This window comes from Nonomuraea sp. NPDC050790 (assembly GCF_044456745.1).
GTDB lineage: Bacteria > Actinomycetota > Actinomycetes > Streptosporangiales > Streptosporangiaceae > Nonomuraea.
On sequence record NZ_JBITGF010000009.1, the window covers coordinates 42,937 to 63,914 of the forward strand.

The following is a 20,978-nucleotide window of genomic DNA, read 5'->3' on the forward strand; positions in this document are numbered from 1 at the left end:
ATCAGCGTGGGAGAAAGCGCGGGGGACATCAGGCCCGGCGAGCTCGAGTGGCCTGGGCCCCTCGACGTCCAGGAGCTCCTCGAATCCGGCTGGCGGCCCACGCCGTTCCGGCAGTTCATCGTCAAGCTGCACAGCCGCTGCAACCTCGCCTGTGACTACTGCTACGTCTACGAGATGGCCGACCAGGGCTGGCGCAGCCAGCCCAGGCGGATGGCCAAGGCCACCATCGACCGGGTGGCCGCCCGCATCGCCGAGCACGCCCGCGAGCACGGCCTGGGCGAGGTCGAGGTCATCCTGCACGGCGGCGAGCCGCTGCTGGCCGGCGTCGAGCACACCCGCTACGCGATCACCACGCTGCGCGCCGCCCTCGGCGAGACCGATCTGGTCCTGCGGGTGCAGACCAACGGCGTCCTGATCGACGAGGCGTTCCTGGAGCTGTTCGCCGAGCACGAGGTCCACGTCGGCGTCAGCCTCGACGGCGACGCCGAGGGCCACGACCTCCACCGCCGCCGCGCCTCCGGCCGGGGCACCTACGAGGAGGTGCGCGCCGGCATCGAACGCCTGTCCGCGCCCGCCTACCGCCACCTGTTCGGCGGCCTGCTGTGCACGCTCGAACTGGCCAACGACCCGGTCAAGACCTACGAGGCGCTGATCGAGTTCCGGCCGCCGATGGTGGACTTCCTGCTGCCCCACGGCAACTGGGAGAGCCCGCCGCCCGGCTGGTCGGCCACGGCCACGCCGTACGGCGACTACCTGGCCGCCGTCTTCGACCGCTGGTACGCCGCCCCGGAACGGGAGACCCAGATCCGGCTGTTCAGCGAGATCATCAGGCTGCTGTGCGGCAGGACCTCGCGCAGCGAGGCCATCGGCCTGTCCCCGGTGGCCGTCGTCGTGGTCGAGACCAGCGGCGCCGTCGAGCAGGTCGACACGCTCAAGTCCGCCTACGACGGGGCCGCCGGCACCCTGCTCCACGTGCTCAGGGACTCCTTCGACGCGGTGCTGACCCTGCCCGCGATCGCGGCGCGGCAGATCGGCATGCGGGCCATGTCCGGCGCCTGCCTGTCGTGCGACCTGGTCCGCGTGTGCGGCGGCGGCCTCTACCCCCACCGGTACCGCCCCGGCAGCGGCTTCCGCAATCCGTCGGTCTACTGCCAGGACCTGTACCGGCTGATCTCCCACATCAGGCGGGTGATGGTCGAGGACGTGTCGCTGCTGGCGCGCCCGCGCGCCTAGATCGGCGGCGGGTCGAAGTCGCAGTCGAGGTGCCGGCCCTCCAACGCCACGATCGCGTCGCGGTGGTCCAGGCCGAGCGTGTCGCGGTAGCGGTCCATCGTCTGCGCCGACAGCGCCTCCGCCTTCTCCGTCTGGCCCGACTGCGCCATGTCCACGACCAGGTTCGCCGCGGCGGCCAGCGTCGTGGGATGGTCCTCGCCCAGCAGGCGGCGCAGCCGTTCGAGGGTGTCGGCGCCCAGCTTGCAGGCCTCCTTGAGCTCGCCCAGCATGGCCAGGTCGCTGGCCAGGTTGACGGCCACCGTGAGCGTGAAGTGGTGGTCGCGCCCCACCCGCAGGTCCAGGCCCTCCAGCGCGCGCTCGTTGAGCCGCCTGGCCTCCAGCGGCTCGCCGCGCACCCGGTGCATCAGCGCCACGTTGCTGGCGCAGCCGTAGTTGTAGGGGTGCTCGGGGCCGTACAGCTTGGGGTAGCGCTGCATCGTGTCGTTGGCCAGGTCGAACGACTCCTGGATGAAGTTGTTCACGCGCAGCGCGTTGGACAGGCACGTCGCCGCGGCCAGGGTGCCCGGGTGGTCGAGGCCGTACAGGCGCACGTACCGGGCGTGGACGTCCTGGGCCAGCTCCAGCGCCCGCTCGTACTCGCCGTAGCGGTGCAGGGCGATCGACAGGTCCTTCTGCGTCAGCAGGACGCGCGGATGGTCGGCGTCCAGTAGCTCGCGGCCGAAGGCCAGGGCGTCCTCGCCGAGGTCGCACGCCTCGCTGTAGAAGCCGCACAGCCGTACCGAGCGGCCGAGGCCGGCCCACAGGTTGAGCTGCGTGATCCGGTTGACCGCGGTGCCGCCGGAGCGCAGCGCCTCCTCCAGCAGGGCGCGCGAGCCCAGGTAGTCACTGGTCAGGCCGTAGTCGAGCGCCAGGTTGTTGACCGCGCGCAGCGTGCTCACGTGGTCGGGGCCGAACACCGCGCGGTGCAGGCGGACCGACTCGGTGTCGTGGTCGCGCGCCTCGGTGAACAGCCCCTGCGCGCGCAGGTCCGCGCCGATGCCGTTGAGCAGCACCAGGCTGTCGGGGTGCTCCACGCCCACGCTCGTCTGGATCTTCGCCAGCGTAGCGGTGTTGAGCCGGTGGGCCTCGGTGTACTGGCCCAGGCTGCGCAGCAGGTCGCCCTGCACGCGCCGGGCCCGCAGCACGTAGAGGTCGTCCGGGCCGAACGCGTCGGTCCACTTCTGCAGGAACGTGTCGAGGTGGTCGCGCAGCCCCTGGTGGTTGCCCGAGGCGTTCAGGTACGTCAGGACGTTGAGCGCGAAGCCCCGCACGTCGTCGCGGACGCTGTCGGCGAGCTTGGCCGGTTCGAGATGGGCCAGCAGCGCGTCGTACGTCGCCCAGTTCGTCGGGTTGTCCGGCGCGTCGGGCGCCGCGCCGACCAGCAGGGAGTGCACCTCCGAGCGGATCTCCTCCTGGGTCTCCGGGCCCAGTTCCTCGCGCAGCAGCGCCTGGATCAGCCGGTGGACCTGGAGCGTGGTGGGACGGCTCGGCTCCGACTCGATGCGCACCAGCGCGTACTTGCCCAGGCGCCGGATGGCGGTGCCCAGCCGGATCGGGTCGGCCAGCAGCCCGGCGATGACCGGCCGCACCGGGCCCTCGACCGAGACGAAGATCGAGCGCGGGATCGTCTCCGGCCCGAAGAAGGCGCAGCAGCGCAGCAGCTCCATCGCCTCGGGCAGGTTCTCCTTCAGCTCGTTCACCGACAGGCTCCACGCCGCCGTCATCGGCAGCGGGTACTCGCTCGGCTTGCCCTCGCCCAGCAGGATCGCGGTGCGCTCGGTCAGCATGCGCAGGTAGTCGTCGGCCGACATGCCGGTCTCGGTCTGCAGCGCCGCCGCCTGCTCCAGCGCCAGCGGCAGGTCGCCCAGCGCGCCGGCCAGCCGGTCGGCGTCCTTCTCCGAGATCGAGCGGCGCATGCGCTTGATGAAAAACTCCACGCTCTCCGGGCGCGGGAAGACGTCCACGGCCACCGTCTCGTACAGGCTGGCCCAGCGGTGGTTACGCGAGGTGATCAGGACGTTGCCCGCGCCCTGGGGAAGGATGTCGTTGATGTCCTCGGGCTCGTCGGCGTTGTCGAAGATCAACAGCCACCGGTCGTACGGCTTGCCGCTGCGCAACGTGTCGAGCACCGAGTTGGCGGCCTCCTCGATGCCCGTCGTGGTCGGGTCGGGCAGGCCCAGCTTCGGCGCGAGCTGCGCCAGCGTCGAGCGGACCAGGCCGGGCTGGTCGGAGGGGATCCACCAGACGACGTCGTACTCGGCGCGGAAGCGGTAGGCGTACTCGATGGCGATCTGGGTCTTGCCCACGCCGCCGAACCCCTGGAGGGCGTGCGGCACCACCGCGGTGGTCTTCTTCGTGATGCTGGAGCGCAGGCTGCCCATGAGCTCGTCGCGCCCGGTGAAGTTGGTGTTGCGCGGGGGGACTTTCCAAACCTCAGGAAAGCCGCCGGTCGCCCCCCGCATGATGGGACGCTCAGAATCCGTCACGCGCTCCGCCCTCCCGTCCGCAGAGAATGGACAAGCAAGGAAACGATAGCCGCAACGCCGGTGTGCGGACAGGCTCAGTAGCGGCCCTATCGGCACATTCGGCGTCGCCCAAAAAAGCCTTGCGTTTGTGCAGGGTATACCGCGGGTCGCGAATGTGATACATGCCAGTTAGAACATTCACCGGAACGGCCGCGCCGGGCAGGGAGGAGTGCGCTCCGGGCGGCGACACAGCAGGCCGTATGCAGGCGACGATAGGGGAATGTCCGTGCGACCACAGCTTGCCGAGCACCGCAGCGATTTCGTCGATCTTTCCCTGCTCTCCCATCCCGACCTGGACGGACTCGGGGACACCGTGCTCGCCCAGGCCCTTCGTGAGCTGCTCGAACCCGATCTCGACGAAGGGGAGGCCTTCGCGCGCTTCGACAACAGCACCGCTTCCTAGCGGATCTCGAAGCGCCAAAGTCGTCGGACGTGCACGCCCAATAGGTGATTTCGGCCACCCCAATAGAGCCCTTTCGAAATCGAGGAATTGCCGTATTATTGCGGAGCCCCTTGACGGGCGCGTCGCGACGGCGGGAGGGTTTCGGTCTCGCCTCAAACGGCAGCATCGTCGCCAGGCGACAGCGGCGCGATCTCAAGGCGGTTGATCCGTACCGTCCTCCATGAGCGAGGTCTGGCTAATGACAGCTTTCTCAGCGGTTCCCGCAGCTCCGCGCGGACCATTCATTGGAGCACGGCCTTTCGAAGCCCACGATGAGATGCTGTTGTTCGGACGCGCGGAAGAAGTCCGGAAACTGACCCGGATCTGGCAGCAGCGCCGGCTGACGATCCTCCATTCCGACGCCGGCGCGGGCAAGACCTCGCTGCTGCGCGCGGGCGTTGTGCCGGCCCTCAAGGCGGGCAACGCCCACGTGCTCCCCATCGGCATGACCGCGCCCTCGCGCGTGTGGCCGGTCGCCGCCCTGCCCGACCACAACAGGTACGTGCTGGCGCTGCTGTCGTCCTGGCACGCGGCCGGCGCGCACTCCCACGTCCCCGGCCTGTCCATCGACGACTTCCTGCATCGCCGCGAGGAGGTCGACAGGCAGGGCCGCCCCGCGCCGACGCTGGCCGCCATCGACCAGGTCGAGCTGTTCCTGCGCCCGGCCGGCGACAACGAGCACGAGCGCTGCGCCTTCCTCGGCGAACTCCTGGCCACCGCCGCCAAGCGGCCCCGCCTGCGGCTGCTGCTGTCGGTGCGGACCGACTACCTCGACGAGCTGCTGCGCGTGGTCAAGGGCTTCGAGGACCTGCAGTACGAGGAGTTCGCACTCAGCCCCTTCACCCCGGAGGCCGCCGCCGAGGTCGTGCGCCGCTCGATCGAGAGCTCCGGCTACCGCCCCGCCCCCTCCCGCACCCGCGAACTGCTCGACGAGCTGCGCACGATCAGGGACGCCATGGGCCGCCCGCACCGCCCCGTGTCCACCGTCGACCCGATGCTGCTCCAGGTCGCAGGCAGGCGCCTGTGGAGCCGGCCGCCCGGCCAGGACCACCCCATCGCGCGCATGGAGGACGAGGTCGACGCCGCCCTCACCGAGTACTGCTCGGCCACGCTGGCCTCGATCGCCGCCGACTTCGAGCTGTTGCCCGCCGCCTTCCACGCCTGGCTCCACCAGACGGTCGTCTCCGGCGTCGCCCGCAGGCTCGGCTCGTCCGAGCGCGTCACCGCCGCCGTCGTGCGCTCCCTTGAGGACCGCCACCTCATCCGAGCCCCCCAGAAGTACGGCCTGCGCATGTACATCCTGCGCCACCCGAGGCTGATGGCCCCGCTCAGGCGCCTCGACCCCGGCCTATGGCCCCGCCCGGCGACCGCCAGCGCCGACCGGTTACGCGCCGCCATGGCCGCCACCTTCGACGGCGAGCAGGAACGGGCGAGAAGCCTGGCCCGCAAGGCCGCCGAGGTCTGCGCACCCGACGAGCTGCGGGCCGGAGCCGCCATCGAGTCGCTGCTCGGCAGCATCGCCTACGAGCAGCACCGGCTCGACGAGGCCGCCGACCACTACCTGCGCGCCTGCGAGCTGTACGAGGCGCTGCGCGACAACACCGCCGTGGGCTGGCTGCTGACGGCGGCCGGCCGGGTCGCGCTCGACCAGGGCAGGCAACGCCAGGCCACCGGCATGCTGCGCGCCGCCGTCGAACGGGTCCCCCACGACGTCACCCTGCAGACGAGCCTCGGGCAGAACTTCTGGATGGCCGGGGAGCCGCAGGCGGCGCTGGCCGTACTCAACAACGTGATCAACCGCGAGGGCAACGTGCCCGAGGCCAGGCGCACGCGCGGCGAGATGCTGGCCGACCTGGGCGACGCGGAGTCGGCGCTGCGCGACATCGGGCAGGCGAGTAGCCGCTGGCCGCAGCCGTCCGCGCGGGCGGCGCGGGCGCTGGCCCTGGCCACGCTGTCACGTACCGACGAGGCCGAGCGGGAGCTGGCCGGGGCGGTCGCCGACGCGGGCGACAGCGGGCCGGTCTACCTGCGCGCGGCCCGGGTCCGGATGATCTCCGGCGACCCGTCGGACGCGGCCAGGTACGCCGAGCTCGCGATCCTCGCCCAGCACCCACCGCTGCCGCCACATCAGCACGGCACGGCCACACGCTTGTCGGAGGAGCCCTGAACCACGTCGTCGTCGTTGCCGTCATCACGGCGTGCGCCGCCGTGTTCGGCGCGCTGACCGGCACGCTCACCGCGGTCCTCACCGAGCGGACCCGCGCGCGGCACACCCGGCTCGCCGCCGCGGAGCAGCGGGCCGGCGACCGGCGCGACGCGCTCGACCGCGAGCTCAGGGAGACCTTCGCCACCGCCGCCGAGGCCGTCATGAACCTGGCGATGAACGTTGAGTACGCGCAGCAGCTCCGCCGTGGCGGCACAACGCGCTTCGACCCCGCCGACCTGGGCAAACAGGTCTGGCAGGTCAGGCATGGCGCGGGCGCCGCCAAGACCGCGGTGGCCAGGCTGCGCCCACTGTGCCCACGCGCGTGCCACGCGCGCCTGGAGGCGCTCGGCGAATCGCTGAGCTGGGCCGCGGCACACGGCGAGATCCAGAGCCCCCAGGGCGTCGCGCAGCCGGTGCGCCCCCGCCTCGAGAACGAGCTTTACGCGCTCTGCGACGCGATCTTTCCACAGCCCGAGCCCGACCAGGAGAGTCCAGGCGAGCGACCCGGATGAGACCGCCAGCGCCAGGACCAGGATGACGCCCGCGACCAGGACGGCGGCCAGGTGGGTGCCGAGCCCCGCGATCACGTACCCGGCCGCCAGCGCGCCGAGCGGCACCGCCCCGCCGGAGAAGAACCGGCTGACGCTCACCACCCGCGCGTGCAGGCGGACCGGCACCTCCTTGGCGTAGTGCACCGAGAGCGCGACGTTGAGGCACGCCCCGGTGAACCCGATCCCGCCCCAGACCAGCGGCAGCAGCACCGCGACGTAGAGCACGGAGCCGTGGTCGCCCACCACCAGCGCCGCGCTCAGCGCCAGCCACGCCCACACGCAGACGACGATCACCGCCCGCGGCTGCCGCCCTCTCAGGAACCTCGGCGCGACCAGCGACCCGAGCACCCCGCCGAACCCGGAGGCGGCGATCAGCACCCCCGTCAGCCAGTACGGCAGCGCCAGCGCGTGCGCCAGCAGCACCAGAGAAAGTCCGACAATCTGGAAGAAAAAATTAGCAAGAGCGCAAACAATCACCACAAGGAACAGAAACGCATCCCGCCGCAGAAACCTGACGCCTTCCCGCATATCACTCGCCATGGCGGATCGATGCGTCTCCGGTGCCTTGAATGCCTTCTTGTCCATTTTCAGGAGGAAAAAAGCCGAAAGGGCGGAAGAGATGGCATCGAGGAGAAACGGCAGCCCGTGCATGAGATCGAACAGCAGCCCGCCGAACGGCCGCCCCAGCAGTCCCGCCCCGTGGATGCGGGCCTCGTTGCGCGACATCGCCTTCGGCAGGCTCTCCTCCGGCACCAGCCTCGGCACCACCGCCAGCTCCGCCGTGGAGTAGAACACCGCGCAGACGCCCTGCGCCCCGGCCACCAGAGGCAGCAGCAGGGTCACGTCCCACCGGCCGAGCAGCCCCACGACCAGCACCAACGCCAGCGCCATCTGCAGGAACGCGCTGATCACCATGATCGCCCGGCGGTTGGACCGGTCGACGATCACGCCCGCCGGCAGGTAGAGGAACAGCCGCGGCAGCGTGCCCGCGGCCGTGACCCAGCCGGCGAAGACCGGCGACCCGGTCTGCGCGAGCGCGAGCAGCGGCGCGGCGAGGGTCGCGTTGACGGTGCCGAACTGGGAGAAGGCCGAGCCGGTCCAGAGCAGCCGGAAATCGCGTTTCCAGGCGGAGTCACGAGCGGCGCCGGACTGGACGCCTCTGGTGCTGTCGGCCACCTCAATCCCCGCTCCAGGTGCAAAACGCCACAATTGCCGTAAAAGTGCCCCTGGAGCGTGGTTACGTAGCGGCCCAAAGACGTAGCGCCCCTATAGACGGGCGTCAATCTACTGTATTCCCGGAGCCCTTGGGAACTGCTCTCTCCCCCCGGCAAACCCCTTTCATCAGATTGGGAACTGCTCCCTACCCGGGGTAAACCCCTTCCACCAGAGCGGCAAACTCCTCCGGCGTCATGACTCGCACGCCCAGCGATTCGGCCTTGGCCCGTTTGGATCCGGCCTTCTCCCCCGCCACCAGCAGCGACGTCTTGGCCGAGACGCTCGACGACGCCTTGCCGCCCGCGCGCTCGATGAGCTCGTTCATCTGGTTGCGCGACAGCGACTCCAGCACCCCGGACATCGCCCCCGTCACCACCACGGTCATCCCGGCCAGCGGCCCCTGCTCGGCCTGGCCCTCCTGCTCGCCCTCCTGCTCGCCCTCCGCTGCGGCGCCGGGCGGGACGGCGCCCGGCTCGGTCATGTTGACGCCCGCCTGGACCAGCTTGTCGATCAGCGGCGCCAGCTCCAGCAGCTCGGCCACGACCACCGGCGCCTTCTCCGGGCCGATGCCCTCGACCTGCTGGATCGCCTCGGCGTCGGCGGCGCGGATGGCCTCCATCGTGGCGAAGTGCCGGGCGATGCGCCGGCTCATCGAGCGGCCCGTGCCGCGCACGCCGAGCGCGCAGAAGACGCGGCTCAGCGGCCTGCCCTTGGCCTGCTCGATCGCGGCCAGCAGGTTGTCGGTGCTGGTCTCGCCCATGCGCTCCAGGCCGAGCACCTGCTCGCGGGTCAGGAAGAACAGGTCGGCGAAGTCCGTGATGAACCCGGCGTCCAGGAGCTGCTGGATGCGCTGCTCGGCCAGGGTCTCGATGTCGAGCTGGTCGCGGCCGGCGGCGTACTGGATGGAGGCGATCGCGCGGCAGGCGCGGCCCCGCACGCACCGCCAGCGCTCCTGGGAGGCGTCGATCGCGTCGCCGCACGAAGGGCAGACCTCCGGGATCGCGATCGGCCGCTCCTCGCCGGTGCGCAGGTGCACGACGGGGGCCTCGACCCTCGGGATCACGTCGCCGGCCTTGTAGACGACCACCGAATCGCCGAGCATCAGGCCGCGGCGGGCGATGTCGGCGGGGTTGTGGAGGGTCGCGTAGGTGACGACGGACCCGTCGAGCTCGACCGGCTCCAGCACGGCGCGCGGCGCGATGATGCCGGTGCGGCCGGTGTTCCACTCTACGGCGACCAGCTTGGTGATCTTCTCGGTGGCGGGCAGCTTGTAGGCGATGGCCCAGCGCGGGGCGCGGGAGCTGAAGCCCGCCGCCGCCTGGTCCTCGGCCAGGTCGCACTTGATCACGATGCCGTCGATGCCGAAGGGCAGCTCGGCACGGGCCGCGGCGATCTGCTCGACGCGCTCCTGGACCCGCTCCAGGCTGTGGGCCACGACGCCGGCGACCGAAGTGGCGGCCGTGGTCTGCACGCCCTGGGCGGCCACCCACTCCATGACCTGGCTGTGCGGCAGCTCGCGCAACCTGACCGCCAGCTCGGAGGAGTCGTCGGGCGTGGGCAGCGCGCCGTAGCCGAAGAACGTCAGCTCGCAGACGTAGGGCCGATCCTGGGCGCGCAGGGTCCCGGCGGCGGCGCTGCGCGGGTTGGCGAAGGTGGTGCCGTCGTGGGCCTGGCGCTTGGCGCAGGCGTCCTCGAACTGGGCGGCGGTCATCATGACCTCGCCGCGCAGCTCGACCGTGACCGGCTCGGCCAGCCGCTCCGGCAGCCCCACGATGGTGCCGGCGGCGTGGCTGACGTCCTCGCCCGCGGTGCCGTCGCCGCGGGTGATGAGCTGGACCAGGCGGCCCCTGCGATAGCGGGCGGCGATCGCCAGGCCGTCGAGCTTGGGCTCGACGCTCCACTCCGCGACCGGCCTGCCGATCCTGCGCTCGACCGAGGCGGCCCACTCGGCCAGTTGCTCGGCGCCGAAGACGTTGTCGAGGCTGAGCATGGGCACGCTGTGCGGCACGTCGCCGACCACGGCGCCGCCCGCCACCTTGCCCGAGGGCGAGTCCGGCAGCACCTCCTCGGGATGCTCCTCCTCGTAGGCCGCGATGCCGCGCAGCAGCCGGTCGTAGGAGTCGTCGTCGAGCGTGGAGGTGCCGTCGGAGTAGTAGGCAGCGGAGGCGTCGAGAGCCAGTTGCACCGCCTCCGCGTAGGCGGTGTGGTCGGCGAGGAGGGTGAGGGGAGGCGCGTCGCTCATGGGTTCATCATGCCGGTCGGCACCGACATTTCCGGCCTCTGAGCTGCTCAGACCCGCCGCTCGACGTGGAGGAGGTACTCCTTGCGGTTGAGCGGGTTGTGGTCGGTGCGCGCGCGCTCCGGCGGCGTGCCGCGCACCGGCTCGTGGCGCTCGAACGCGCTCTCCAGCACGCCCTCGCCGCGGGTGAGCGCGGGCAGTTGCTGCTGCAGCTCGTGCACCCTCGCCGCCGGGATCTCTCCCTCGATCACGCCCTCGCCCTGTGTCCTGGGTACGGCCCGCAGCCTCGCCAGCACGGGCAGCACCGGCCCGAGCGCGTCGGCCGGGATCTCCAGCCGGAAGCGGTGCAGCGGCTCGCACACCCTGGTCCCCGCCCGCCTGAGCGCGCTCATCAGCACCAGCGGCGTCAGCCCCCTGAAGTCGGTGCCGGTGCTCGACATGCTCTTGTCGAAGCCCTGGTGCGCGTGGCTCTGCCGGGGCCAGTAGCCGCAGTGCGTCATCGTCACCACGCAGTCCACGACCTGCCACCCGCGCAGCCCCTGCCGCAGCGTCTCGTGCACGGTGTCCTCGACGACCTTGAAGAACGCGTACGGCATGTCGCCCAGCGACACCCCGAGCCGGAACTTCACCCCGCTGCCGACCGGCGCGGGAACCACGCGCAACCCCACGGTGGCCAGGAACGGGTTGGGGGCCTTGTCGATGAACTCCACGGCCGAGCCGGTGCCGGCCGGGCGTTCGACGCAGATCGTGGTGGTCTCCCTGAAGGTGACCTCAAGGCCGAACTCGTCGGCCAGCGTGGCCTCGATGACCTCCTTCTGCACCTCGCCGTACAGGGACAGGAAGATCTCCTGCCGCAGGTCGTCCTGGCGCAGGTCGATCAGCGGGTCCTGCTCGGCGAGCTGGGCGAGCGCGGCGCGCAGGGCGCCCTTCTCCGAGGGGCGGGCGGGAACGACGACGGTCTCCAGGGAGGGCGGGGCGAAGTGGTGGGCGTCCGTGTCTGGTCCGGCCGCGCCGATGCGGTCGCCGATCCTGATGTCGTCCAGGCCCCAGAGCTTGGCGATCTGTCCCGCGCGCGCCTCCTGCCGCGGGGGCGCGGCGCCGTTCTCGAAGACGGCGACGGCGGTCACCTTGCCCTCGTGCGCGGCGCGGAAGGGCAGCTTGTCGCGTACGCGCACAGCCCCGGTGAACAGGCGGGCATAGGCGATCTTCTCCCCCGCCGGGCCACGTTCGATCTTGAACACGGTGCCGGAGACCGGGCCGTCGGCCGCGCCGTTCGCGGTGGGGAGCAGGTCGCGGATGCCGCGGGTCAGCTCGGGTACGCCGGCGCCGGTGATGGCCGAGCCGAAGAAGACCGGGTGGACCAGTGCCCTGCCGGTCTGGGCGGCGAGCTCGCGGCGCAGCCGGTCCTCGGGCACGGCGTCGGCCACGTAGGCGGCCAGCAGGGCGTCGTCGTTGTCGGCCAGCACGTCGGCGCCGCCGTACGCGAGGTGGAAGGAGGCGGCGGCGGTGCCGAGGTCGCGCGCGGTGCCCAGCGGGATCGCGGCGGGGGTGAGCCGTTCGGCGATCTGGCGCAGCACGGCGTCGGTGCGGGCCCCGCGACGGTCGATCTTGTTGACGAACAGGAGCGTCGGGATGCGCAGGCGCTTGAGCGTGCGCATGAGCACGCGGGTCTGGGCCTGCACGCCCTCCACGGCGGAGATCACCAGCACGGCGCCGTCGAGCACGCTCAGGACCCGTTCCACCTCGGCGATGAAGTCGGGGTGGCCGGGCGTGTCGATCAGGTTGACGGTGACGTCGCCGATCGCGAAGGACACGACCGCGGACTTGATCGTGATGCCGCGGCGGCGTTCGAGCGCGAGGGAGTCGGTCTGAGTGCTGCCGTCGTCGACGCTGCCGACCTCGTCGATGACCCCGGCGGCGTAGAGGAGCCGCTCGGTGAGGCTGGTCTTACCGGCGTCTACATGCGCCAAAATCCCCAAGTTGAGCATTCTCACGAAGCGTCATGTCCCTAGAAGAGGTGAAATTTACCTTTTGTGGAAACATGTACGCTTCGCGCATTCCGGGCTCCTTGAGGTGGGCGGCCGTCCGTTTTCGAGTAGAGCAGACGGCCACCCCCGCCCTCAACGCAATTAACCCCCCGCCCTCATGCCGCTCAGCGCCCTGTCCAGGTCGCGCGAGGACAGCCGGAGCTTGTACATGATCGCGACCTCGAAGACCAGCAGCAGCCCCGCCGCCGCCAGCGTCACCGGAACCACCAGCCCCAGCAGCGGCCCCACGATGAACACCGCCATCTGGAACTCGATGCCGCTCATCAGGTGCGTGCGCACCCGGTGCGCGCGCAGCCAGTCGCGCGCGACCGGGTACCAGGAGAAGCGGCTGCGGAAGCCGCGCTGCAGGTCGATCAGTTCCTCGGGCTCGACGTCGTGCTCCTCGTCCGCGCCGCCGCCGACCACCTCGTCGAGCGTACGGCGCATCGCCCGCCGCACCTTCGCCACCTGGAAGGCGTCGACGTAGCGCAGCATGTCGAGGAAGACCACCAGGATGCCGAGGAGCAGGTAGAGGTCCTGGCCGGTCAGCCGGTACTGCCCCCACATGAGCGCCACCGCGCAGGCCAGCACCCGGACCCGGTCGAAGACGTAGTCCAGCCAGCCGCCGAAGACCGTCCCGTTCCCCTTGAGCCGGGCGATCTTGCCGTCCACGCAGTCCAGGACGAAGCTCAGGTGGTACAGCAGCGCCCCGGCCGCCGGCCACGTCCAGCCACCCACGAGGAAGCAGGCCGCCGACCCCAGCCCGAGCGCGAACGCCGCCCACGTGACCTGGTTCGGCGTGACCGAGGTGCGGTTGGCCGCCACCACCACCAGCCGCCCGGCCAGCGGATCGACCAGGAACACCGTCCACCACGCGTCGCGCGGCTTGTACGTGCGCTCCCTGACCTCATCCAGCGTGAATGCCATCGCCAACCTCCGCGCTCTCCCAGTCCGGTTCCTCGTCGGTCCAGCCGATCCGCTGGTAGGCGGTGAAGGAGCTGACCTCGACGCTCCTGCCGTCGGCCAGGCGTCCCACGCCCTTGGTCTCGTTCGCCAGCGGGAAGCCGCTGTCCGGGTCGACCACGAAGCGGGCGTCGCTGACCTGCCCCTCCGGCCGGTTCACCTGGTAGCGCAGCGCCTGTCCCGTACGGCCCAGCGGATCGGTCACCTCGCCCTCGGCGGTCATCCCCGGAAGGGAGGCCATGACCTGGTAGGCGGAGGCGCGTACCTCCGGCGAGACCGGCAGCCCGGAGAGGATCTCCATGCAGCCCTTGCGCAGCCGCGAGTCCCGCTCGCGGGGACTGACCGCCCCGATCCTGGCCTCCAGGTAGGAGCGCAGCGGCGCCGCGCCCGCCGGGATCCTGTCCACCTCGTCCCAGTCGACCGGCTCCTTGAGCGGGCCGCCGACGCGCGCGCCCGCCGCCGACTGCACGCTCTCGCCCGCGCCGATGAAACCCATTCCGGTGACGTCGTCCGGGTAACGCCAGCTCAGGGGCGCGCCCGCGGCCCGCCAGGCCGCCTCGTCCGCCACCGAGGCCGGCCGCGCGCCCAGGTACTGGTTGAACGACCGGCTACCTCCGCCCGTGGCCCTGGTCAGCCAGGTCTCGCTGGCCGAGTCGCGGCGCAGCACGTACCGGCGGTCGGGGCTGACGATCAGCTTGCCGGTGACCGTGCGCGCCCGCCAGAAGTCGCCCGCCGACGGCGTCCTGGCCACGGCCGTGGCCGCGGCGAGCAGGATCTGGCGGGCGGTCGGCGCGTTGGAGGCCGAGACGGCCGGATCCCGCGTCAGGACGAGGTCGCCCGAGGGCACGAGGACCGCTGTCCCCAGCGCCGTGGCCAGCGCGGCGGCGACCAGCCCCGTACGCAGCGGCGTCACCCACGTCCTGGGCCGGCGCGACACCGCCTCCCGCAGGCGCTCGCGGCCCCGGTCCGTCGTCTCCGCGCTGGGGCCGGGCGTGGAGAGCAGATCGCGCACCGCGGTCAGGTCGTCATCCATCGGACCCTCCGATCATGGGATTGGTGCCGCCCAGCGCCGCCCGTAACTTCCTGCGGGCCCGGTTGAGGCGGGATCCGACCGTTCCGAAGGGGATGTCGAGCACCTGGGCGACCTCCTCGTAGCTGAGATCGGCCAGCGCGATGAGGAGCAGCACGTCGCGGTCCCCGTGGGACAGGCGCTCCAGCGCCGACGCGAGCCGCCCCTGTGCGCTCGCGGCGGCCACCCGCGTGGTCACCCGGTCCTCGGGGCCGTCGTCGGCCGGCACGTCCGCGGGGGCACGCTGGAAGGCGGCCAGCCTGCGGGTCTCGCTCCTGCGGTGCTGGGCGAGGAGCTTGGTGGCGATGCCGTACAGCCACGGCCGTACGGCTCCGCGGGCGACGTCGTAGGTCCGCCGCTTGCGGAAGGCGACGAGGAACGTCTCGGCGGCCAGGTCGTCGGCGATGTGCGTCCCGAGCCGGCCGGCGAGGTAGCGGTGTATCTCGTCGAAGTACCGGTCGTAGAGCACCGCGAACACGTCCGGGCGCCGCCACGACCGTTCGATGAGTGCCGCGTCATCGACGGCCACAGGCACGTCCGGGGGAGCGGCCATTCGCATGGTGTCCCTTCTGTGGGTTACACCCGGACCCCCGACTCGCCTTCACGCTTTTTTCCGCCCCGTTTATGGCCGGTCGGTGTCCTGGTGAGCGCTTTTTGCCTGCGACAGACTGCCGAAAAGGCAGCTAGAAGGGAATCGACATGCGTACATGGCTCAGACTGTCCAAGCTCGCGGCCGCCGTCGCAGCGGCGCTGACCCTCGCCGCGACCGGGGCCTCCGCGGCGGCCGCCCAGGAGGCCCGGGGCGCGGCCGCGTGCGGTGTGGGGTCGGTGTTCCTCGACGGCCTCCGCGCCGTCGACGTCCTGGAGGAAGGCGACCGCGACGAGGTCTACATCCGCCGGGAGAACGGCTCGAAGCTCTGGCCGACGACCGCGGCGTACGTGTCGATGGCCGAGGGCCAGCGCGTCGAGGTGGACAAATGCGTCCCGGTCGGCGAGACGCTCCGGCTTTGGGACGACGACGGGCCCGTCAACCCCGATGACTTCATGGGCATCGCCACGATCTGCTGTGAGATCAACTACGACGAGTACTTCGACAACGGCTCCAGCAGATACCGGCTCGGCGTCATCGCCTGATCCTGTGTGTCAGAGGACCTCGTCGGCGATGAGGACGCTCAACGCCGCGCGTCCCTCCCGGCAGGCCCGCTCGGCCTGACCGAGCGCGTCGTGCGCGCGGGCCAGATCGTCGCGGGTCCGCGCGCTCCTCTCGTGCCCGGCGGCCCGGGCCAGGGCCGCGATCCTCGCCCGTTCCGCCCGATCCAGGCCCAGCGCCTCGCCCAGCAACCGTAAGGACGTGCTGCGGGCACGCGGCAGCCCGCCCGCCTCCAGCCGCCGGACGGTCCTGACGCTGAGCCCGGACCGCTCCGCCACGTCCTCCTGGGTGAGCAACGCGCGCTCCCGCCAGCGGCGCAGCAACGCCCCCTGGTCCTCCCGCGTGCCTCCTGACATGCCGTTCCCGCCCCTCGTCCCTGGAGAGCTCCTGCCTGCCACTCTCCTCGACCGGCCGGGCGCGCGCATCCGCTGCCCGGCCAACCCGGGGCTACTCCGGTCGGCGTACGGGCGCCGGTCGGGCGCCGTGCCGCGTGGCGTTGGCGTGGACGGCGTCCCTGATGTACCGGGTCAGGCCCTCGGCCAGCGGCTCGTAGTTGGCCGCGAAGCGGGGGTCGGCCACGTACATGTCGGCCAGGCCGCGGTGAATCTCGAACGTGCAGTCGTAACACCAACGGGTGATGTGCTGCCGGTGCTCCTCGGCCAGGTCCATGGCCCGCGCGCCGTCGGCCGGCTCGCCCGCCTTGTACGCCTCGGCCAGCGCCCGCGCCACCGCCCCGCCCTCCTCGGTGAACCGCACCCAGTCGGCCTTCGTCATCCCCGCCATGCGCCGCCTGGACTGCTCGAAGGCGGTGCTGCCGCCCCAGCGCCGCTCGGCCTCCTCCGCGTGGTCCTCGGGACGGAAGTCCCCGAACACCTCGAACCGCTCCTCAGGCGTCAGGTCGATGCCCATCGTCCGTGCCTCCATCTCCTTCTCGATCGCCGCGGTCAGGCCCTTCAGCCGGTCGATGCGCTGGACCAGCAGCTCGTGCTGGCGGCGCAGGTGCGTCATCGCGTTCGCGCCCGGCCGGTCGAGGATGACCGCGATCTCCTCCAGGGGGAACCCGAGCTCGCGGTAGAACAGCACCTGCTGGAGGCGGTCCAGGTCGGAATCGGTGTACCTGCGATACCCCGCCGCCGTCCGCTCGCCCGGACTGAGCAGCCCGATCTCGTCGTAGTGGTGGAGGGCGCGCACGGTCACACCGGCGAGCCTCGCGACCTGACCGACCGAGTAGCCCATGCGGGAAAGTCTGCGGCCTCACGTAGCGTGAGGGTCAACCGCGTAGTCTGGCCGGCATGCCGTACCGAGTGAGCGTGGTCGTGCGTTACCGCAAGGCGGTCACCTACGGCGTGCACGCGCTGCTGGCCGCGCTCGACCACGCGGGCGCCGAGTGCGAGATCCTCTTCGGCACGACCGCCGAGGAGACGGCGGCCCGGATCACCGCGAGCGGCGGCGAGCGCGTGCTGGTGCTGTGGTCGTTCTACTCCCCCGACGCCGAGGCGATGGCCGCCGAACTGGCGACGGTCCGCGAACTGTCCGCCGACCCCCGCGCCCTCCACATCGCCGGCGGCGTCCACGCCACCGCCGAGCCCCAGCAGGTCATCGACGCGGGCTGGGACCTCGCCGCGATAGGCGAAGGCGAATCCACCATCGTGGCGCTGGTGGCCGCTCTGCGCGAGGACACCCCACTGCGCGAGGTCCCCGGACTGGCCCTGCGCGACCACGACGGCGTCGCCCTGCGCACCCGCCCCGCGCCCCAGCTCCCCCTCGACGCCTACCCGTCCTTCCCCGACCGGCGCCGCAACTTCGGCCCCATCGAGATCACCCGCGGCTGCCGCTACACCTGCCGCTTCTGCCAGACCCCCTTCATGTTCGGCGCCCAGTTCCGCCACCGCTCCGTGGCGTCGGTGCGCGAGCACGTCCGGCTGATGACCGCACACGGCCTCAAGGACGTGCGCTTCATCACCCCCCCCCTCTCGTACGGCTCGCCCGGCCCCGGCCCCGACCTGGACCGCGTCGAGGAACTCCTGGACGGCGTACGCGCCGAGCTGCCCGCCCACGGCCGCGTCTTCTTCGGCAGCTTCCCCTCGGAAATCCGTCCCGAGCACGTGACGCCGGAGGCGATGCGCCTGCTGAAGCGGTACGTGGCGAACGACAACATCATCATCGGCGCCCAGTCCGGTTCCGACCACGTCCTCGAAGCGTCCGGCCGTGGTCACGGCGTGGAGCCCGTCCGCGCCGCCGTCCGCACAGCCATCGAGTACGGCTTCCGCCCCAACGTCGACTTCATCTTCGGCATGCCCGGCGAGTCGGCCGCCGACCAGTCCGCCTCCCTGAAGCTGGCCGCCGACCTGGCCGCGATGGGCGCCCGGATCCACACGCACACGTTCATGCCGCTGCCCGGCACACCGTGGCGCGACGCCTCGCCCGCACTCATCCCTCTTTCGACAAGGGCCGAACTCGACCGCCTCGCCCAGCGCGGTGACGCCTACGGCCATTGGCGCCGACAGGCCGAACACGCCACCCGTTTGGCCGAAACAGCCAAGTCCTACCCCCGCCGAACCCCCCGCCGCCGCACCTGAACCCGTCGCCCTCCAGAACCGCGCGTCTGCTCCGCCAGACTCACCCGATTGCCGCTCAAGCGGCTGACGCCGACTGCTCGTGGCGCACCAGTATGGCTTCCATGACGATGGCCGAGCTGTTCGATCCTGAGCCTGAGCAATGGGGCCTCAGAGGCGACCCGCACGTATGGGCCACCCTCCCCGACCACCTCAGCCCGACTCCCATTCCGGTAGACGTCCAACATGTGGAAAACCTGCTGGTCAGTGCATTCGTCGACGTAGTGGGAGTCGACCTGAGAACTGCCCAGGAGGAACAGGTGTACAGGGAGGAATTCGCTCACGGAGGCATGTCAAGCGGCTGCGTCCACCTCCCAACCTGGCGCGACCGGCTGCTTCCCCTCCTGATAAGCCGAGCCCACAAGCGGTTTTAACAGAAAGCCCCTCTGGGATGATCCCAGAGGGCTACTGAGCTGTGGCACGACCGGAGCAGATCATGATCGGAGGCGTGTGTGGCCATACCGAAGAAGGGTTCCCGGCTCATCACCGTCGATGGTGTCCGCTACCGCTGGCGAATCCGTCACAAGCCCAGCTACGGACAGGGCATCGGCGAAGAACCCGCAACGGTGCGCCCGGCCCTCGTCGCCATGGCCATCACCAGAGCACTCCAATCGGGCTGGCACCCCACCCATCGGGGAAGCCAAGTACGCCTCAGTCTGTCCCGCGACGATCTAGCTGGATTGGCAGATATCAGGCCGACTTTGTCGTTCACCGCGCACCATGAGCAGGCGTCGTGAGCCTGTTGCCACATAAACGATCAAGGCGCCCCCTGCACTCAAGGGACGCCCTGGTCAAGCCGTGCGCGGCCGGAGGTACTCGAAACCCCAACCTTCTGATCCGTAGGCAACGGCGTAACCAAGGTCGGACGGCCTTCGACCTGGTCACGCATGTGATGGAGTTCGGCGCGATGTGCTGTCGTGGGTGCTGGTTGCTGTACTGCCGTGCTGTACAGCAGACGCGATCATCTCCGCCTCCCCAACCTTTGGAGGCGTCGTACGAAGTCAGCAGATCGACTGAGGACGGGATTGGCCGTCCGCCAGGCGCTGGATGCGCTCACTAGGAGCTGCGAACTCGCGCCCATTGGCCAACCAACCGCGGTGATCGTCTGGCAGATAAGGACATGGTCAGCCGGACGTGGGCTGGCTGCGGCTTCATCCGGGAGTTGCTATCCATGTCTCGCCCCAAGAAACCGAACAGTGAACCCTTTTCATCCTCGGGTCACCTGGTGATTCTGAAGGACGGCGATGGCCTTGCACAGATGTCCGGCCTTGCTGGGACTGCACCGGAGCTTGCGGAGGACACGCCAGGTTTTGAGCTGGGCACTCGCGCGCTCACCCGGTCCGCGGAGGCGGGCATGTGACCGATTGGCTTGCTTCTGGGACACGGGCTTGTGCATGCCCTTGTACGGGGTGATGACCGGGCCTCCGGCTCCCTGGTACCCCTTGTCCGCCAAGACGATGATCCCGGCCCGCTCCAGCTCCCGCAGGATGCCCCAAATCCGGGCGGCGCTCAGGTCATGCGTCTTGCCCGGCAGCGCGCCCGAGGTCCACAGGATCGTCCCGTCCGGTGAGGCGATGACCTGGACGTTCATCCCGTGCACGCGATGCTTGCCAGAGAAGTACGGCCGGTCGGCCTTGATCCGATCGGTACGGATGAGCGTGCCGTCCAGCACCAGATAGTGCAGGCCATGCTTCGTGGCCTTCCGCAGCGCCTGCCCGAGCTTGGGCGAACGGGCCGACAGCAGCATCACCGTCTCCTCCACATACCGCCACGCGGTCGCCGTCGATACCCCGAAACCGGCGCCGAGTTCGTCGAATGTCTCGCCCTTACGCAGGTAGACCAGTACCAGCAACGCCTGCTGTCCCGGGTTCAGCAGCCGCCAGGCCGACCCGATCGCCTGGCGGTGCCGGCGAATCAGCCCGGCCACGTAGTTCAGCGTTGAACGCGACAAATCGACCGCGGCACGGTAGAACAGCACCCAGAGCTCCTGGTGTGACGGCGAAGATTGTGGTGATCAACCCGTCTACCAGGGGCTCTGCTACGTCATCAGGCGAACGCCCCACCCGCGATCATGCTGTGATCAGCACCTCTCGCCAGGGGATGAAAAGGGTTCAGTGTTGGAAGATTAGGACTGTGGCGGTGGACTTGAGCTCCTACGAACTCGTGTGGCCGGCGGGGTTGTTCGTCTCCGAGAGAGGGCGGATCGCGCGCTCTGGCGGCCGGTTGTGGGATGAACGAGCGAGGTGGCTTCTCACGAAGGCGCTGCGGGGTCGACAGCGGTGTCAGACGTCGACGACGCAGCGAATCATACGGAGCGCCAAATCGTTGATCCGTGGGCGTCAAGTACCCCTTCGTGATGGGATTCGCTGGGGGGCCAACGAGAATGGTTCACCGAGCTGTTGAACCGCGCTGGCGAGCTGACGCTTGAACTCGCCACACGTTTGATCGTGGCCCGAGGGAATTGATTGAGGGATGTTGTGGTGGAGCGGTAGCTCCTACGAACCACGCGTTTGCTGATCTACCACTGATATTTCCAATGGCTCCCTCAAAGAACATGGTACATCGAGGGGTGAGGGCAAATTTGTGGAAACTTCGTCGTCAATCGCCGTTTGTGTTCGGGTGCCTCTTCATGGGCGCTCGCCGTTTGTAGCTACCGCGACCGCCATCTACTGGCGGCACAGTGGTGAACCATGCCACGTCCCAC

General features: G+C 70.3%; 16 protein-coding genes. 6 read left to right on the forward strand and 10 right to left on the reverse strand.

What is annotated here, in order from left to right:
• The first annotated feature begins 6 nt into the window (after positions 1 to 6).
• Positions 7 to 1,233 (forward strand): FxsB family cyclophane-forming radical SAM/SPASM peptide maturase, encoded by a 1,227-nt coding sequence (locus ACIBEJ_RS38845; protein WP_397187951.1) that lies wholly within the window; start codon positions 7 to 9, stop codon positions 1,231 to 1,233.
• On the opposite strand, the gene fxsT is transcribed toward ACIBEJ_RS38845, so the two are convergent.
• Positions 1,230 to 3,734, reverse strand: a complete 2,505-nt coding sequence (gene fxsT, locus ACIBEJ_RS38850; RefSeq protein ID WP_397187952.1) for an FxSxx-COOH system tetratricopeptide repeat protein — start codon at positions 3,732 to 3,734, stop codon at positions 1,230 to 1,232. The genes ACIBEJ_RS38845 and fxsT overlap by 4 nt on opposite strands.
• A 289-nt stretch (positions 3,735 to 4,023) precedes the next feature.
• On the opposite strand from fxsT, the gene ACIBEJ_RS38855 reads away from it, so the two are divergent.
• Together ACIBEJ_RS38855 and ACIBEJ_RS38860 are read left to right on the forward strand one after the other, a co-directional pair.
• Positions 4,024 to 4,200 carry an FXSXX-COOH protein gene (locus ACIBEJ_RS38855; RefSeq protein WP_397187953.1) on the forward strand — a complete coding sequence of 59 codons (177 nt, stop codon included), beginning with the start codon at positions 4,024 to 4,026 and terminating at the stop codon, positions 4,198 to 4,200.
• Between the two features lie 238 nt (positions 4,201 to 4,438).
• Positions 4,439 to 6,406, forward strand: a complete 1,968-nt coding sequence (locus ACIBEJ_RS38860; RefSeq protein WP_397187954.1) for a tetratricopeptide repeat protein — start codon at positions 4,439 to 4,441, stop codon at positions 6,404 to 6,406.
• Here ACIBEJ_RS38860 and ACIBEJ_RS38865 read toward each other — a convergent pair.
• From ACIBEJ_RS38865 to ACIBEJ_RS38890, 6 genes are all read right to left on the reverse strand, one after another.
• A complete protein-coding gene (locus tag ACIBEJ_RS38865; protein WP_397187955.1) occupies positions 6,367 to 8,172 on the reverse strand; it encodes an MFS transporter in 1,806 nt (601 codons plus the stop codon). The genes ACIBEJ_RS38860 and ACIBEJ_RS38865 overlap by 40 nt on opposite strands.
• Before the next feature lie 184 nt (positions 8,173 to 8,356).
• Positions 8,357 to 10,453 carry an NAD-dependent DNA ligase LigA gene (gene ligA, locus ACIBEJ_RS38870; protein ID WP_397187956.1) on the reverse strand — a complete coding sequence of 699 codons (2,097 nt, stop codon included), beginning with the start codon at positions 10,451 to 10,453 and terminating at the stop codon, positions 8,357 to 8,359.
• 47 nt (positions 10,454 to 10,500) lie between these two features.
• Positions 10,501 to 12,438: a GTP-binding protein gene (locus ACIBEJ_RS38875; RefSeq protein ID WP_397188304.1), complete on the reverse strand. Its 1,938-nt coding sequence runs from the start codon at positions 12,436 to 12,438 to the stop codon at positions 10,501 to 10,503.
• Between the two features lie 141 nt (positions 12,439 to 12,579).
• Entirely contained in the window at positions 12,580 to 13,404 is an 825-nt protein-coding gene (locus ACIBEJ_RS38880) for a CDP-alcohol phosphatidyltransferase family protein (protein ID WP_397187957.1), read from the reverse strand.
• Positions 13,385 to 14,473, reverse strand: a complete 1,089-nt coding sequence (locus ACIBEJ_RS38885; RefSeq protein ID WP_397187958.1) for a CU044_5270 family protein — start codon at positions 14,471 to 14,473, stop codon at positions 13,385 to 13,387. The genes ACIBEJ_RS38880 and ACIBEJ_RS38885 overlap by 20 nt, the downstream gene beginning before the upstream one ends.
• The gene (locus ACIBEJ_RS38890; RefSeq protein ID WP_397187959.1) at positions 14,466 to 15,062 is read right to left on the reverse strand and encodes an RNA polymerase sigma factor; all 597 of its coding nucleotides are present in this window, start codon (positions 15,060 to 15,062) and stop codon (positions 14,466 to 14,468) included. Before ACIBEJ_RS38890 ends, ACIBEJ_RS38885 begins: the two co-directional genes overlap by 8 nt.
• A 146-nt stretch (positions 15,063 to 15,208) precedes the next feature.
• Here ACIBEJ_RS38890 and ACIBEJ_RS38895 point away from each other — a divergent pair, with 146 nt between their 5' ends.
• Complete coding sequence (locus ACIBEJ_RS38895; RefSeq protein ID WP_397187960.1) at positions 15,209 to 15,643, forward strand: hypothetical protein; 435 nt, start codon at positions 15,209 to 15,211, stop codon at positions 15,641 to 15,643.
• 9 nt (positions 15,644 to 15,652) lie between these two features.
• Here the strand turns inward: ACIBEJ_RS38895 and ACIBEJ_RS38900 are convergent, their stop codons facing one another.
• Both ACIBEJ_RS38900 and ACIBEJ_RS38905 read right to left on the reverse strand, forming a co-directional pair.
• Positions 15,653 to 16,015: a helix-turn-helix domain-containing protein gene (locus ACIBEJ_RS38900; RefSeq protein WP_397187961.1), complete on the reverse strand. Its 363-nt coding sequence runs from the start codon at positions 16,013 to 16,015 to the stop codon at positions 15,653 to 15,655.
• 91 nt (positions 16,016 to 16,106) lie between these two features.
• Complete coding sequence (locus ACIBEJ_RS38905) at positions 16,107 to 16,895, reverse strand: MerR family transcriptional regulator (protein WP_397187962.1); 789 nt, start codon at positions 16,893 to 16,895, stop codon at positions 16,107 to 16,109.
• Positions 16,896 to 16,951: 56 nt separating this feature from the next.
• Between ACIBEJ_RS38905 and ACIBEJ_RS38910 the strand changes: the two genes are divergently transcribed.
• Both ACIBEJ_RS38910 and ACIBEJ_RS38915 read left to right on the forward strand, forming a co-directional pair.
• Positions 16,952 to 18,238, forward strand: coding sequence for a TIGR04013 family B12-binding domain/radical SAM domain-containing protein (locus ACIBEJ_RS38910; RefSeq protein WP_397187963.1), 1,287 nt, complete (start codon positions 16,952 to 16,954; stop codon positions 18,236 to 18,238).
• Between the two features lie 488 nt (positions 18,239 to 18,726).
• Positions 18,727 to 19,011, forward strand: a complete 285-nt coding sequence (locus tag ACIBEJ_RS38915; protein WP_397187964.1) for a hypothetical protein — start codon at positions 18,727 to 18,729, stop codon at positions 19,009 to 19,011.
• Positions 19,012 to 19,481: 470 nt separating this feature from the next.
• Here the strand turns inward: ACIBEJ_RS38915 and ACIBEJ_RS38920 are convergent, their stop codons facing one another.
• Positions 19,482 to 20,252 (reverse strand): transposase family protein, encoded by a 771-nt coding sequence (locus ACIBEJ_RS38920; RefSeq protein ID WP_397187965.1) that lies wholly within the window; start codon positions 20,250 to 20,252, stop codon positions 19,482 to 19,484.
• Between the last annotated feature and the right edge of the window lie 726 nt (positions 20,253 to 20,978).

Excerpts from the sequence above, each read along its gene's own strand:
- ACIBEJ_RS38880 (WP_397187957.1), bottom strand. The coding sequence starts at position 13,404 with ATGGCATTCACGCTGGATGAGGTCAGGGAGCGCACGTACAAGCCGCGC.
- ligA (WP_397187956.1), bottom strand. The coding sequence starts at position 10,453 with ATGAGCGACGCGCCTCCCCTCACCCTCCTCGCCGACCACACCGCCTAC.
- ACIBEJ_RS38910 (WP_397187963.1), top strand. The coding sequence starts at position 16,952 with ATGCCGTACCGAGTGAGCGTGGTCGTGCGTTACCGCAAGGCGGTCACC.
- ACIBEJ_RS38860 (WP_397187954.1), top strand. The coding sequence starts at position 4,439 with ATGACAGCTTTCTCAGCGGTTCCCGCAGCTCCGCGCGGACCATTCATT.
- ACIBEJ_RS38905 (WP_397187962.1), bottom strand. The coding sequence starts at position 16,895 with ATGGGCTACTCGGTCGGTCAGGTCGCGAGGCTCGCCGGTGTGACCGTG.
- ACIBEJ_RS38900 (WP_397187961.1), bottom strand. The coding sequence starts at position 16,015 with ATGTCAGGAGGCACGCGGGAGGACCAGGGGGCGTTGCTGCGCCGCTGG.
- ACIBEJ_RS38885 (WP_397187958.1), bottom strand. The coding sequence starts at position 14,473 with ATGGATGACGACCTGACCGCGGTGCGCGATCTGCTCTCCACGCCCGGC.
- ACIBEJ_RS38875 (WP_397188304.1), bottom strand. The coding sequence starts at position 12,438 with ATGCTCAACTTGGGGATTTTGGCGCATGTAGACGCCGGTAAGACCAGC.
- fxsT (WP_397187952.1), bottom strand. The coding sequence starts at position 3,734 with ATGCGGGGGGCGACCGGCGGCTTTCCTGAGGTTTGGAAAGTCCCCCCG.
- ACIBEJ_RS38895 (WP_397187960.1), top strand. The coding sequence starts at position 15,209 with ATGCGTACATGGCTCAGACTGTCCAAGCTCGCGGCCGCCGTCGCAGCG.
- ACIBEJ_RS38890 (WP_397187959.1), bottom strand. The coding sequence starts at position 15,062 with ATGGCCGCTCCCCCGGACGTGCCTGTGGCCGTCGATGACGCGGCACTC.